At 54.1% G+C, this 13,952-nt stretch carries 13 protein-coding genes; 7 read left to right on the forward strand and 6 right to left on the reverse strand.

Annotation, left to right across the window (positions count from 1 at the left end; genetic code table 11):
- Positions 1 to 80: 80 nt before the first annotated feature.
- On the reverse strand, positions 81 to 2,036 hold the full coding sequence (locus ACQ4W0_RS04255) for a PKD domain-containing protein (RefSeq protein ID WP_436575637.1): 1,956 nt from the start codon (positions 2,034 to 2,036) through the stop codon (positions 81 to 83).
- A 340-nt stretch (positions 2,037 to 2,376) separates the two neighbouring features.
- Between ACQ4W0_RS04255 and ACQ4W0_RS04260 the strand changes: the two genes are divergently transcribed.
- From ACQ4W0_RS04260 to ACQ4W0_RS04270, 3 genes are read left to right on the forward strand one after another with little or no spacing between them, the layout of a single operon-like run.
- Positions 2,377 to 2,871 (forward strand): hypothetical protein, encoded by a 495-nt coding sequence (locus ACQ4W0_RS04260; RefSeq protein ID WP_436575638.1) that lies wholly within the window; start codon positions 2,377 to 2,379, stop codon positions 2,869 to 2,871.
- A 51-nt stretch (positions 2,872 to 2,922) separates the two neighbouring features.
- Positions 2,923 to 3,444: a DUF1993 domain-containing protein gene (locus tag ACQ4W0_RS04265; RefSeq protein ID WP_436575639.1), complete on the forward strand. Its 522-nt coding sequence runs from the start codon at positions 2,923 to 2,925 to the stop codon at positions 3,442 to 3,444.
- Positions 3,428 to 4,159: an Lcl C-terminal domain-containing protein gene (locus ACQ4W0_RS04270; protein WP_436575640.1), complete on the forward strand. Its 732-nt coding sequence runs from the start codon at positions 3,428 to 3,430 to the stop codon at positions 4,157 to 4,159. Before ACQ4W0_RS04265 ends, ACQ4W0_RS04270 begins: the two co-directional genes overlap by 17 nt.
- Before the next feature lie 66 nt (positions 4,160 to 4,225).
- Here the strand turns inward: ACQ4W0_RS04270 and ACQ4W0_RS04275 are convergent, their stop codons facing one another.
- Positions 4,226 to 4,942: an SDR family oxidoreductase gene (locus tag ACQ4W0_RS04275; RefSeq protein WP_436575641.1), complete on the reverse strand. Its 717-nt coding sequence runs from the start codon at positions 4,940 to 4,942 to the stop codon at positions 4,226 to 4,228.
- 152 nt (positions 4,943 to 5,094) lie between these two features.
- Here ACQ4W0_RS04275 and ACQ4W0_RS04280 point away from each other — a divergent pair, with 152 nt between their 5' ends.
- Together ACQ4W0_RS04280 and ACQ4W0_RS04285 are read left to right on the forward strand one after the other, a co-directional pair.
- On the forward strand, positions 5,095 to 6,399 hold the full coding sequence (locus ACQ4W0_RS04280) for an MFS transporter (protein WP_436575642.1): 1,305 nt from the start codon (positions 5,095 to 5,097) through the stop codon (positions 6,397 to 6,399).
- 330 nt (positions 6,400 to 6,729) lie between these two features.
- A complete protein-coding gene (locus tag ACQ4W0_RS04285) occupies positions 6,730 to 8,310 on the forward strand; it encodes an isocitrate lyase (RefSeq protein ID WP_436575643.1) in 1,581 nt (526 codons plus the stop codon).
- A gap of 127 nt (positions 8,311 to 8,437) precedes the next feature.
- Here the strand turns inward: ACQ4W0_RS04285 and ACQ4W0_RS04290 are convergent, their stop codons facing one another.
- Positions 8,438 to 8,872: an STY0301 family protein gene (locus tag ACQ4W0_RS04290; RefSeq protein ID WP_436575644.1), complete on the reverse strand. Its 435-nt coding sequence runs from the start codon at positions 8,870 to 8,872 to the stop codon at positions 8,438 to 8,440.
- Between the two features lie 10 nt (positions 8,873 to 8,882).
- Positions 8,883 to 9,269: a BPSL0067 family protein gene (locus ACQ4W0_RS04295; RefSeq protein ID WP_436575645.1), complete on the reverse strand. Its 387-nt coding sequence runs from the start codon at positions 9,267 to 9,269 to the stop codon at positions 8,883 to 8,885.
- 102 nt (positions 9,270 to 9,371) lie between these two features.
- On the opposite strand from ACQ4W0_RS04295, the gene ACQ4W0_RS04300 reads away from it, so the two are divergent.
- Positions 9,372 to 9,725 carry a type II toxin-antitoxin system RelE/ParE family toxin gene (locus ACQ4W0_RS04300; protein WP_436575646.1) on the forward strand — a complete coding sequence of 118 codons (354 nt, stop codon included), beginning with the start codon at positions 9,372 to 9,374 and terminating at the stop codon, positions 9,723 to 9,725.
- A 31-nt stretch (positions 9,726 to 9,756) separates the two neighbouring features.
- Entirely contained in the window at positions 9,757 to 10,251 is a 495-nt protein-coding gene (locus ACQ4W0_RS04305; RefSeq protein ID WP_436575647.1) for an addiction module antidote protein, read from the forward strand.
- Positions 10,252 to 10,865: 614 nt separating this feature from the next.
- Here the strand turns inward: ACQ4W0_RS04305 and ACQ4W0_RS04310 are convergent.
- Both ACQ4W0_RS04310 and ACQ4W0_RS04315 read right to left on the reverse strand, forming a co-directional pair.
- Complete coding sequence (locus tag ACQ4W0_RS04310) at positions 10,866 to 12,632, reverse strand: ATP-binding protein (RefSeq protein ID WP_436575648.1); 1,767 nt, start codon at positions 12,630 to 12,632, stop codon at positions 10,866 to 10,868.
- Positions 12,622 to 13,800: a hypothetical protein gene (locus ACQ4W0_RS04315; RefSeq protein WP_436575649.1), complete on the reverse strand. Its 1,179-nt coding sequence runs from the start codon at positions 13,798 to 13,800 to the stop codon at positions 12,622 to 12,624. The genes ACQ4W0_RS04310 and ACQ4W0_RS04315 overlap by 11 nt, the downstream gene beginning before the upstream one ends.
- Positions 13,801 to 13,952: the final 152 nt, after the last annotated feature.

Genomic DNA, 13,952 nt, shown 5'->3' on the forward strand with positions numbered 1-13,952 from the left:
GGGATAAGGAGGCGAGAAGGGCTGGCGAACGTAGGACCGACACCCGGCGTTCGCCATATTACATCACTAAGTTACATCACTTAGTTTGACGTGAAGTCTGCGTTATAAACGAAAGACTGGCCCGTTTCCGCCACAAAGAACTTGTACGTCAGTTTGGTCGTTGCGCCATTGGTCTTGGGTGACACCAGTGAAAAGGTGGCGCTACTGCCGGCAGGAATGAGCTGGCCCGACACCAGGCCGACGATGGCTGGAACGACCTTGCCGGTACTGTCGACGGCCGTTACATTGGTAATCATGAAGCTGGTCCCTGCTGCGGCCACCTTGAAGGTATCGACCGTAAAGTTGGCCGCACACGAACCTGAGCACGATTTCTGTACCGTCGCATTGGTGATGTAAGGCAAACCGGCCTTCGTTTCAACAGGACCGGCCCCATTGTCTTGCACCTGGTACAAATTGAGCAGATTCGGCGTCGCCGTCACCGTGACATTATCTTCGCTACTATTCACCGAACCATCGTTGACGATTAATGTCGCGACATAATCACCGGCCATATCCGCGACAAATGTCGGCTGCGCGGCAGTCAGCGATGACAGCACGGCCGTGCTGCCAGCAGGCTTACTCTTCAATTGCCAGCGGTATGTCAAGACATCGTGTTCTATATCTGCACTGCCAAGTCCCGTCAAACGCACGGTCGTTCCCGGCGCCACAACCTGGTCTATGCCCGCATTGGACATCGGCGGCCCATTAGTCAAGCCCGCAGTGGCAATAATGGTGGCGGTCGATGGTGCACTGTCGACCGTACCGTCATTGACGACAAGGCTGACAACATAGGTTCCCGGCACATTCGCCCAAAAGCTGCTGACTGCCTGGCTGCGGTTCCATGCGCCAGGAAATGGTTGCAGCATGCTATTTGCAGGCACGGAGATGAACGTCCACTTATAACTGAGATTGTCGCCGTCCGCATCCGAACTGCCCCTGCCATCGAGGGTCACGATATCCGCGCCTGACAATACATGCAGATCCACGCCGGCATTCGCCACCGGGGCGGCATTCGTGGACGTCGCCGTTATCGTCACGTTCATTGGATTGCTCGTTATCTTCCCATCATCCACACGCAAGGTGGCAACATACGTGCCAGCCCTGTCGGCGATGAATGAGGGTTTCACCAGCCTGGGAGATGACAGCGTGGCAGTACTCATGGGCGGACTAGAAGTCAAGGTCCAGTAATACGTCAGGGTATCGCCATTCGCATCGGAACTTGCGCTGCCGTCGAGAATGACGGTGCTCCCCTTGAGCACGTTCTGCAGCACGCCCGCATTGGCCACTGGTGGGGCATTGGCGACAACCGCCGTCATCGTCACGAAAGCCGGCGCACTATCCACCTTGCCGTCGTTGACAATTAGGCTCACTTCATATGCACCGGGCAAATCCATAGAGAGATACGGGCGCACCGAGTTGACATCCAACAACTGCGCAGTGCTGCCGGCCGGCTTCGATACCAGGCTCCATTTAAATATCAGGATATCGCCATTCGCATCGCTGCTTTCGCTACCGTACAACATGATGCCCATCCCCGCAACAACGGTCATTGCACGGCCCGCGTGGGCGACCGGCGGGGCATTGGCTACCGACGCGGTGATCGTAACCGAAGACAGTTCGCTGCTGATCTTGCCATCACTGACCAGCAAGGTAGCCACGTAAGTGCCAGCCACATCAGCGGTAAAGGTCGGTTTCACGGCGGATAAGGAATCGAGGGCGGCGGCACTGGTGACGGGTTTGGAACTCATCACCCATTTATAGGTCAAGGCATCGCCATTGGCGTCGGAACTGGTACTCGCATCCAGGGTCACAACGCTGCCAACCACCACGCTTTGGGTGGGCCCGGCTTGCGCGACTGGCTGCGTATTGACCACGGTGACGGGGGGAGTTACGGGTGGCGCCACGACGCCGCCATTGTCCGCCGCGTCATTGCTCCCGCCCCCACAGGCCGACAAGGCAGCAAAAACCAGCGCACAAAATAAAATCCTACTATTCACGTGATATTCCGATCAGGTTAATGATATTTCACTCGACCCGAATTATTCACGATAAATAAAAAATATGATAGGCAACCGCTGAATTGAACGGCATAAAAATATCTTAATTCCAGCGCCGTCTTCGTATTATCCATTTCAAGTACAGAAAAAATAGGCGCATCGAAACCATCGACTAACCTTTATTTGTAACGATGAGTCACCATGGACAATCCAATTGATAAACACGAAAACAAGGATGATTCATTTTCATCGAAAGGAGATCTGCCACCATCAATAAAATTACAGACAAAGGCAGCACAAGTCATAATGGCAGCCCCATCGCGATCATTTCATTCATTCCATGCCACCCTCATTCGAACGCTGGAAAGCCGAACTTTTAATTGTGGGTAACATCGTCCAGGATGACGACAGCGCCACGCCACCCGATGAAGCGCATCGGCGCTTCCAGCACTACTGCGCCATGCTCGACGCGCTGACGGGCGCGGAAGGTGCGCAATACGCGCTGGCCATTGTTCAATCCGTGCAAGCCGAGCACGATTACGGCGCCTACCAGACGGCCAACCGCGTCGCCTGGCGCTTCGGTGAAACCGCGTATTGCGCGGCCTTGCTGCACGAACTGCCGCGTTTGATCGCCAGCTTGCCCGACTGGGCAGGCGACTTTCTCGTCGGCATCGCCAATGGCGCGGGCACGCCCAGCGCCTCGACCATCATCTGCTTCAACGCCCTGCTGGCCGGCGCGCCGTCGGCGCAGCAAGCGCTGATCGCGGCCTTTATTGCACAGGAAGAAGACGACGGCTGGTTCGCGCATTGCCCGGGCGTGCTGGGGCATTCGTAAAAGCCGGACGCCGTTCCACTCCCTGTCAGCATCACTACTTGAGGAATATCAATGTCGCTCTACGCCATCACCATCCCCTGCTTTGCACAGATGCTGCGCTCCCTGACGACGCTGCTCATCAAAGGCGAGGAACGCGCCCTTGCACTGGGTTTCGATCCGCAACACCTGCTCGACGCGCGGCTGGCGCCCGATATGCTCACCTTGGCGCGGCAGGTGGAATTCACGTGCACCCAGGCACAGGAAGCACTGTACCGGCTGACGCAGCAGGCGCTGCCCCGGCTCGCCACGCCCGCCAACATGCCGCAAGCCAAGGCGCTGATCGAGGACACCCTGGCAATGCTCGCTTTGGCGGACCGCGCAGTGATCGATGATGGCGCCGAGCGGCAAGTGTCGATCACCCTGGCCGATGGCCTGACCTTCGACATGACGGGCCAGGAATACGCGCTCAACTGGGCCACGCCGCAATTCTATTTTCACCTGGTGACGGCCTACAACATCCTGCGTCATAACGGCGTACCGCTAGGCAAGGCCGAGTATGTACAACATATGTTTGCCTATGCACGCCCGGCATAACGACCAAGGCGCCGTTGACGGCGAGCGCTACGCGGACGTCATGCCTGGACAGGACGGCGCCGTCAGCTACCAGCTATTCCTGCTGCCCGGCGAGGCCGGCGCCCTGCCCTGGCAAGCCGCGCTAGCCTGGGCCGCAGCGCGCGGCGCCTGCCTGCCGACGCGCAGCGAACTGGCCCTGCTGCACGCCAACCTGCGCCACGCCTTCCCGGATGCCTGGTACTGGTCGTCAGAGGCGGACGCCATCCTGCCCCGCATGGCCTGGAGCCACGATTTCGACAACGGCACCCAGTACAACTATCGCAAAACCTGCTCAGGCCGCGCCTGCGCCGTGCGCAGGGTCGAATTGGCGCCATCGGCCGCAGCGCCCGTCACCCTCCGGCAGGGCGAACGCTATGCCGGCCTGATCCTCGGTACGGATGGCGCGCCCGATTACCACCTGGTGCTGCAGCCGGGTGAGTGCGAGCTGGAGCGCCAGACATGGCAAGCCGCATCGGCCTGGGCCGCCAGCCTGGGTCACAGCTTGCCGGGACGACGCGAGCAGACACTGCTGTATGCGACGCTGAAAGATGAATTCCGGCCAAACTGGCACTGGTCGGGCGAGCCGGGCGACATCGCGGACGAAGCCTGGTGCAAGGATTTTGATACGGGCGTCAGCTATCAGAATGCGCACGAGTTTGACGGCTATGCGCGCTGCGTGCGCCGGGTGCTTGTATAGTCCATGTTTGCTCAGGCGAGCACTGCCCCATCAAGGAAACCCATGCTCGGCAAAGACGCGTAACAGTCAGAAGCGCTCGTCGCGCAGCGCAGGCAGCACCAGCTCGCGCACGAACGAGGCATTCGATAGGCTCAGCAGCATACGCACGACGGCAACGACGTCATGCACGGGAATCAGCTCGCCCTCGCCCCGCGCGGCAGCGTCCGCCAGCGGCACCGACAAGCCATCGTAGGTATTCAGATAGCCCAGCTGCAGCGCCGTCACGGCCAGTCCCTGTGCGCGGAAACCTTCGCGCAAGGCGTCGGCGATGCCGTTCAGGGCGAATTTCGAGGCGCTGAACGTCACTTCCGGGCGGCCGCTCTGGCGCAGGCCCGACGTCGACCCCGTGAGTATCAGTTGCGGCTTGCTGCTGGCCAGCAAGCGGGGCACCAGGCGCTTGAGCAGCAAAATGGTCGCCGTGATGTTGGTATTGACCATGTCGACGATGGCCTCGTCCGTATCGCCGAGAAAAGCATAGTCATAGCTGAAGGCCTTTTCTTCCCACACGCCCAGGTTGTAGATCACCGCGTCCAGCGCGGCGGGCGCTTCGCGCGCGATGCGTTCAACGGCCTCGGCCGGTGCGGCCAGGTCCGCCGCGATCCATTGCAGCTGTGTGCCCTGGCCAGCAGGCAAGTCGGCGGGTTGCTGGCGCGATACGCCGATGACGGTATGTCCGTCAGCGAGCAAACCGTCCACCAGCGCGCGTCCCAGGCCCCGGCTGGCGCCCACGATCATGATGTGCATTGTGTGTCCTTTCCAATGAAGTCAACGCTGATGATAGCGGCGTTGTATTAAGCACAGCTGAGGCTGTTCCCCATACGCACCGCATTTACTCACGCGGCGGAAATGCGTATGCTAGGTCTGGCAATCTCCGATAACACACAAGAACGAGACACATGCCTACTTCCAACACCGCCGCAATCAACGCCGCAAGCCGTCCCCTCACCAAACAAGACTACAAGACCCTGTCGCTGGCCGCCCTCGGCGGTGCGCTGGAATTCTACGACTTCATCATCTTCGTCTTCTTTGCCAACGCCATCGGCCAACTGTTCTTCCCGCCGGAAATGCCGGAATGGCTGCGCTTGCTGCAAACCTTCGGCATCTTCGCCGCCGGCTACGTGGTGCGTCCGCTGGGCGGCATCGTCATGGCCCACTTCGGCGACTTGCTGGGCCGCAAGCGCATGTTCACCCTCTCCATCCTGATGATGGCCGTGCCGACCCTGCTGATCGGGCTGCTGCCGACCTACGCCACCATCGGCCTGGCCGCCCCGCTGCTGCTGCTCTTGATGCGCATCTTCCAGGGCGCGGCCGTGGGCGGCGAAGTGCCGGGCGCCTGGGTATTTGTGTCCGAACACGTGCCGAGCCGTTTCACGGGCTTTGCCTGCGGCGTGCTGACGGCCGGCCTGACGGTCGGCATTCTGCTCGGCTCGCTCGTCGCGACGGGCCTCAACACCGTCTACACGCCGGCAGAAATCACCGATGGCGCCTGGCGCTATCCATTCCTGCTGGGCGGCCTCTTCGGCTTTGGCGCCATGTATCTGCGCCGCTGGCTGCATGAAACCCCCGTCTTTGCGGAAATGCAGCAACGCAAGGCGCTGTCCACGGAAATGCCCTTGAAATCCGTGCTGCGCAGTCACCGCGGCGCCGTCGCCGTGTCGATGCTGCTGACGTGGATGCTGTCGGCCGGCATCGTCGTCGTCATTTTGATGACGCCTGCCCTGCTGCAAAAGATCCACCACATCGCGCCGCGCACCACCCTGGTCGCCAATACCATCGCCACCCTGTGCCTGGCCTTCGGCTGCATCATCGCCGGCATGCTGGCCGATCGCCTGGGCGGCAAGCGCGTGATCTTCGTCGGTTCCGTGCTGCTGGCCATTTCCACGTACATTTTCTACACCACCATCGGCAGCCGCCCCGACCTGCTGCTGCCCCTGTACGCGATGACGGGCCTGTTCGTCGGCGTCGTCGGCGCCGTGCCTTATGTGCTGGTGCAGGCGTTCCCGGCCCAGGTGCGCTTCTCGGGACTGTCGTTTTCCTATAACTTGTCATACGCGATTTTCGGCGGCCTGACGCCCGTGGTCGTGACGCTGATGCTGAAGAACAACGTGCTGGGCCCCGCCTATTACGTGATCGGCGTGTGCGTGATTGGCATGCTGACGGCGCTCTTCATCAAGGACCAGCGGCAGACCGTGGGACGGTAGATCAGCCGCCTGCGGCGCAAGCCACCTTCGGGTGGCTTTTTTTTCGCCCCGATTTGTCGCGCTGCACCAAATTCTGAAAAGGCGTTTCACATCGCGAAATTTCAAACAACAGCCTCAGCCATTAATGCTCTCACTTTTTGAAAATTCATTTCACATCCTGAAAAACTATAACTAAGCCCTTGAAAAATAAGGATTAAATTTAACTTATATGTCTTATATAAGACTTGAACATCGACGTCAATCGGCCTACTATTTAGTCATGCAGTTCGCATCGACAAAGTGGCGCACTCGACGATTTTCTCAAACTTAGTTTTTCTTTAGGAGATACACATGTCCCAATATCAAGACGACATCAAGGCTGTTGCCGGTTTGAAAGAGCAACAAGGTAGCGCATGGAACGCCATCAATCCCGAGTCCGCCGCCCGCATGCGCGCCCAGAACAAATTCAAGACCGGCCTGGACATCGCCCGCTACACGGCCAAGATCATGCGCAACGACATGGCCGCCTATGATGCGGACCCATCCAAGTACACCCAGTCGCTCGGTTGCTGGCATGGTTTCATCGGTCAACAGAAGATGATCTCGATCAAGAAGCACTTCAACAGCACCGACCGCCGCTACCTCTACCTGTCCGGCTGGATGGTCGCCGCCCTGCGCTCCGAGTTCGGCCCGCTGCCAGACCAGTCCATGCATGAAAAAACCGCCGTCACCAGCTTGATCCGCGAGCTGTACACCTTCCTGCGCCAGGCCGATGCCCGCGAACTGGGCGGCCTGTTCCGCCAGCTGGACGCGGCCCAAGGTGCTGAGAAGCAAGCAATCCAGGCCAAGATCGACGGCCACATCACCCACGTCGTGCCCATCATCGCCGACATCGACGCCGGTTTCGGCAATGCCGAAGCGACCTACTTGCTGGCGAAACAGTTCATCGAAGCGGGCGCCTGCTGCATCCAGATCGAAAACCAGGTATCCGACGAGAAACAATGCGGCCACCAGGACGGTAAAGTCACGGTGCCGCACGAAGACTTCCTGGCCAAGATCCGCGCCATCCGCTACGCCTTTTTGGAACTGGGCGTGGACGACGGCATCATCGTCGCCCGCACCGATTCGCTGGGCGCCGGCCTGACCAAGCAGATCGCCGTCACCAATGAACCAGGCGACCTGGGCGACCAATACAATGCCTTCCTCGACTGCGAAGAAGTGTCGGCCGACGCGCTGGGCAATGGCGACGTCATCCTCAAGCGCGAAGGCAAGCTGCTGCGTCCAAAACGCCTGCCAAGCAACCTGTTCCAGTTCCGCGCCGGTTCCGGCGAAGAGCGTTGCGTGCTCGACTGCATCACCTCGCTGCAAAACGGCGCCGACCTGCTGTGGATCGAAACGGAAAAACCGCATATCGCGCAAATCGGCGGCATGGTCAGCGAAATCCGCAAGGTCATCCCGAACGCCAAGCTGGTGTACAACAACAGCCCATCGTTCAACTGGACCCTGAACTTCCGCCAGCAGGTGTATGACATCATGAAGGCTGACGGCAAGGACGTGTCCGCCTACGAACGCGCCCAGCTGATGAGCGTGGAATACGACCAGACGGAATTGGCGATCACGGCCGACGAGAAAATCCGCACCTTCCAGGCCGACTCGGCCCGCGAAGCCGGTATCTTCCATCACCTGATCACCCTGCCTACTTACCACACGGCAGCCTTGTCGACCGACAACCTGGCCAAGGAATACTTCGGCGACCAGGGCATGCTGGGCTACGTGGCCGGCGTGCAGCGCAAGGAAATCCGCCAGGGCATCGCCTGCGTGAAACATCAAAACATGTCCGGCTCGGACATCGGCGACGATCACAAGGATTACTTCAGCGGCGAAGCGGCGTTGAAGGCGGCTGGTAAAGACAACACCATGAACCAGTTCTAAGTTTTTGGTTTGGCTGTAGAGTGACAAAGCCCGCTTCGGCGGGTTTTTTTCGTTAACCGAACGGCAATCCCGCTTGCTTAAGGATGCTAATACTTCATAGACATACCGCGAAGCGATAGCGCCGATGCTAACGGCAATCGATATCGATATCGTTCTGCCCGGCCTTGCTGCCCTTTCTGTAGGTGAATTCGCACAGGCTGATGCTGTCGTCCATCCTTCTCGACAGTGTTACTTCACCATGCACGCCGTAACGGCATTGCAACCACTTGCCTTCTGGATAGCTGCCTTCCAGACGGTAGCTGAGCGTCGCGTGCCCTTTTTTCCTGCGCTCCCCGCTGGGCACGAGCTGCCCCCTGCGCTCCGGTGCGCCATCGATAGGCGCTGCGGCGCTCAGGTAGAGCGGACTGTCGACATAGGGTGTCCAGCCAGCCGGCACGGTATTCAGGCTGATCGACGTCTCGGGCACGCTCTCCGGGCAAGCATAAGAAGCAGCCACGGCAGCCTGCACGAACACAGGGAAAATACAGCAGGCGGCGCAAGTCATCAAACGTTTATGTTGCATGGATGCTCCTCTATTCGATGACGAAAAAAGCATCGGCATTGTTGCTGGGGTCGATATGCAAGCCATTCTTGTACTGGCCTTTGGAACGCAAGGTGCGCGAAGTCACGATGCCCAGGCGCTTGCCCGTCCACTGGTCCATGACGAGGATACCGTTCAGCGTCTGCCCCATATACAGGGCCGCGTGATTGCCTTGTTGATGATTCGCATACTTCCCGTTGATAAACGTGGCAATGGCCGTGCCCTTGCGCAGCAAGCGATTTCCCAGCACTGCTTCCCCCTGCTTCCAGGCCAACGTGACAGGCGCGCCCGCGTAATGGCGGACCAGCGCAACGCATTGATGATTGCCGACCATGGTGGTTTTTTCTAGGTCGTCGACTTTGCTGTAGGCGTAGGGCATGGGGCTCTCCAGGGTTTGTGGGAGAGGCTTACGATACATCGGGGAAACTATGAGGGAGTTGAGAAGGGACAAGGTTTGCGGGGGGATAAGGCTTGCTCAAATTTGATTGCGCATCTGTATTCGAATGAATACAGTTATCTCAGAAGACGGTTACATAAACCAAGCACTTCAGCAACTGCTTGTCCGAGATCAAGGACGACAAGACCCCAGCACATCGTCCGGCTGGAAAATGGGCTGGGTGACGTGAAGCCGGTGGGTGGCGGCGTCCGCGAATTACGCATTAATGTAGGCCCAGGTTGGCGTGTCTATTTCATTGAAGTTGAAGTCTACGTGATCGTGCTGCTCGTGGGAGGCAACAAAAGCACCCAGGCTGCTGACATCAAGAAGGCCAGGCAGATGGTCAAGGAATTAAAGAAAGCTGCCGCAAAGAAAACCACCGCAAAACCGACAAAATAATAGCGAACCGAAGCAATACAGGAGGTGCATCATGACTGAGCACAACATCACGCTGTCCGACTTTGAAGGACTGGATCTGGAGGATTTTGATCCAGCGGAATACATCACCAGCAACGAGGCGGCGGCCGCCTTCATCACGCAAGCACTGGAAACAAACGACGCCGCCATATTTGCCGCCGCCATTGGCGATATCGCGCGTGCGCGCGGCATGAGCGAAATCGCCAAGGCGGCTGGCTTGGGGCGCGAGAGTCTGTACAAGGCACTGCGCCCGAATAGCCAGCCGCGCATGGAAACCATGACCCGCGTACTTGGTGCGCTTGGGGTGCGGCTGGTGGCGGAGGTTATTGGGTCTGGGAAGGGGGATAAGGTGGATGGCGCTTCCAAAAAAAGCGGGGGCTGCGAAACCGCGCTCGCGGGGCAAGCCGGCGGCAGCGAAGCCAGCAGCGGCCTAGGGCTAGGGCTGCCATTCGGACACGGACTGACGCAATTGGCGCCGTCGAAGCATGCTCAGTTGAAATCTAATTAGAACCACGAACGCGCGCCGCAGGCGCGCGGGGCTGCCGCGCAGCGGCGGCAGTCAGTGGATTCGGAGAGGGCCAGGCCGGTAGGCCCGCACCTTCGAATCCCCGCGCAGCCCCGCAGGGGGCATGCTTCTCTTCGCCACAGACGAAAAAAAGCTACCCGAGGGTAGTTTTTTCTTTTTTCGTCTGAGAGGGGGATTTTTATCTTCCGCAGCAAGCCGCGCCAAACTTTGTTTTCGACAGAATTCGATCTCGGATTTACCCTCAACCATACCCCAAAAATCAATCACTTAGCCAATATTCGGCAACCTGGAATTTCAGCCGAATTATGTCCAGACAGCTATCAAGAAGAGCCAATGAATAATCTGCGAAACTTCACTGAATGTGCTTGTCTATTGATAGTATTTTTCGATATCGCCATCCTCACCAATACTTAGAAAAGGCATGGAGCTCCCGTTGCGATCCAACCGATAGAGGTCCATTCGCCCTCCCCCGAAAATGCCCCCTAAGTATTCATTGAACGAAAAAATTCTCGGCCACAAAGTATCCATGGAGAACTAGGGGATCAATCGAATACGCGAGGTAGCTAATTTACAATACCATTAATTTCGCTCTGAATCTACTTGCGCCAACGCTCAATGACTTGCGCAAACACAACGTCGCGCCAAGGTTCTCTCCACTCCTTATGAACCTTAACGCTTTGCGAGTGGGGTTCTGGAACAGGTAGAGGCATCTTGATGACTGCAGGCAGCAAAACTGCATCACCGACAACCACACACTCTCCCGGAGCCAAGTTAGGTAGAATTTCCGTTATAGCATTAGCGTTGTCTGGAAATAACCGTCGTACATAACTTTGATCCGCATCGTTTGTCAGTCGCAAGGAAATGAAATTACTGCACTGAGCAAAGATCGTCTCTGACACTTCTGAGGGACGCTGACTTACAACCATCAGACTTAGGCCATATTTACGTCCTTCCTTCGCGATTCGTTCGATAGATTTTCGAGATGCTCGATAGGCAGCATGGTCATTCCGTGGAACATAGTTGTGCGCTTCCTCACAAACCAACATAACAGGGATATCATTTAGCTTTCCCTGCGCATGTTGCAACTTGGAATAATGAAAACAAAAATCAAAGACAAGACGTGATATCAAACTGACGGTAATACTCAAAACTTCAAAAGGTACACCACTCAAATCTACAATAGTGACGTTCGCCAAATCAAGGTAGCCGATGAATTGTTTCATCAATGCTTCAAAGTCCTCGGTAACATGAGGTTGCCCATCAGGCTTCTTCGCATTCAAAAGAAATCTCAAACGTTTGTCGGCTAGCTTTGCCTCAAGTCGAGAAACGAACCTGTTGAATTCACCATTAAACGGCCCGCTAGTTGCTTTACTCTCTTTCGCAGTAGAGTTCGGAACAAAATCATGAATTTTATCAAAGTATATTTTTCGATCTATTACCAAGTTCCCATCAGCCAACTTAGGCTTATCTTCCCCAGGTAGTCGCCCTATGACTTCTCGATTCAAGTTTTCAATATATCTATAAACCTCGCCAATCGAAAAATATGCTGGCGTATCGTAGGTAACCTCAGTAATCTTTGGATTGTGTTTTTCTTTATTAAGAACAACAGCATGCTTAAATTGACTAACTTGATTATGAGAGTTTGCTTCATTACTCTCAATGAACATACTTTCCAACTCTTCTGAATTCATTAACCAGTATGGCAACTGTAAAGAATCAATATCCAGACGACTTAGAGTGAAAGACTCTTCCTTTAAAAGTGTGAAAGCGGCGGTGTATTCATCATGTATATCAAATATCAAAACATGCGAATTATTTCTCGCATTTTTGTTTTTATTCTTATTCTGAGAAATACCTACAACACTTTGCAATACGCTCGCAACCGTACATGACTTACCAGAACCAGTTGAGCCGACAACAGCAATATGTTTACTAAAAAAACGATTTCCATCTATCATAAGATCAATCGTCTTATTCATAGAGAGTTTTCCTAGCGGGAAATCGTGCTCACCATCTGCAGAAAATATTTTATCGAGAGTATCCGCCTCTGCGATAAATGCATGTTCAGTCGGCACAGGCAGAAGTAAACTGCCTCGATCAAACGTCTTATCCTCAACCAATGTCCCAATGGCTTGGCATTCGATCTGGAAACTCCAAATTGGCCTTCCATCTAGGCCAAGGTTGTTAGTTCCTTTAATATTTCGAATAGTAGCAATCGTGAAGTCAAGATTGCCTTGAGCGATTTTTAAAAAACGACCAACTTGCAAACCTTGTTTGTTTTTTTCGAAAATTTCAAGACCATCGACCATAACAACAATAGCCTCAGGAGCACAGGAAAGCACAGATCCAATCTTAATAGGCATTGCTTATCCCCATCATGTATTTTATCTCATTAAATTTCTCGGCTCCGAGAAATTCTAAATTTACATCCCTTACGTTCAATGTAATTTTCTCGCCATCACCGATTACGAAAAGATCATCTGGCTTCGTATTAATAGCAATATTCTTATACTCCTCCCAACGAATAAGTCGCAAAACAAATTCTTTTTTATCTTTTTGGACCAATGGCTCGCGAAAAAAATTTGCCTCTGAAAAAATTTTAACCGGCCGACCATGATTGGGTATTACATCTTTCCCAACAAGCCGTTCCGCAATTTCATCGAAAAGATTTACATTAACATCTATCGCAAAAAGAGGAGTATGGGTATGTGATACTTTAAAATGATATTTATCAGTAAATGACTTAATAAAAAGAACAATTTGATCTTCAAATTTATCAATAAACTTAGGAAATATTACAAGATGTCGCAAACGGACATTTTCATTGAGATTTTCTTTAAGTTGTTTACGACGTGTATCAAGTACTACCTTTCTAGTATTCAGCGCAAGTGTCCACTGTGATACGGCCGTAGATCTAATTTGGCGTAGTGTCTCTAAAAACTGAATTTTTGTTATTCCCCTAAGCTTTACATCGTGTTTTATACTCAAGTCAGCGATAATTTGAATCGCATTAGGGTAGAACATCGTCTCGACCTCTAGCTTGCTATAGCCGAGCGCTTCTAATAGTTTCCCATTTTCCGCCATTAGATCGTCATACTTTGGGGTAATATAAATTGAAAAAACCTTTAGGAATTCATCAACATTAACGCCCGCAACTTCCAATACTAGGTCTTTCAAATCCTTATTTTTTGATTTAATCGCATTATTTAGATCATCTAAAGACACCGTAATTACTTGATCATTCGGAAAATGTGCAAATAAGTAATAGCTGATTTTTGCAGTCGGATTGGACTTAAAATGCTTCATCATTTGAAGCAATGGATTATATATAATGCTCGGCGTATATCTATCTTGAGTTTCGTGGTATTTACATTGTATCGCTTTCGTTCCAGCGAACGTTGCCACCTCGATGTCTTCCACTATTCCTTCTATAGTGATCACAGCATCATCTGCAGCTTTTAATAACTCAGAAAGCGTTTGATTAAACTGATATAAAAAACCTTGAATTGTGTAATCTGCTGAGCGGCCCATTTTTTTATTTTCTTAAAATTTAACGAATCCCTCCCAGCGAAAATAATTTCATCGTTGCTGAGACCAATATTAGAGACCTACTGTTGACCGTGAGGATAACATCTTGAAAATCTGAAAAATACACAAATTGTCACGGTAGAGAGTAGCAGCAT

This window comes from Janthinobacterium breve (assembly GCF_051380895.1).
GTDB lineage: Bacteria > Pseudomonadota > Gammaproteobacteria > Burkholderiales > Burkholderiaceae_D > Janthinobacterium.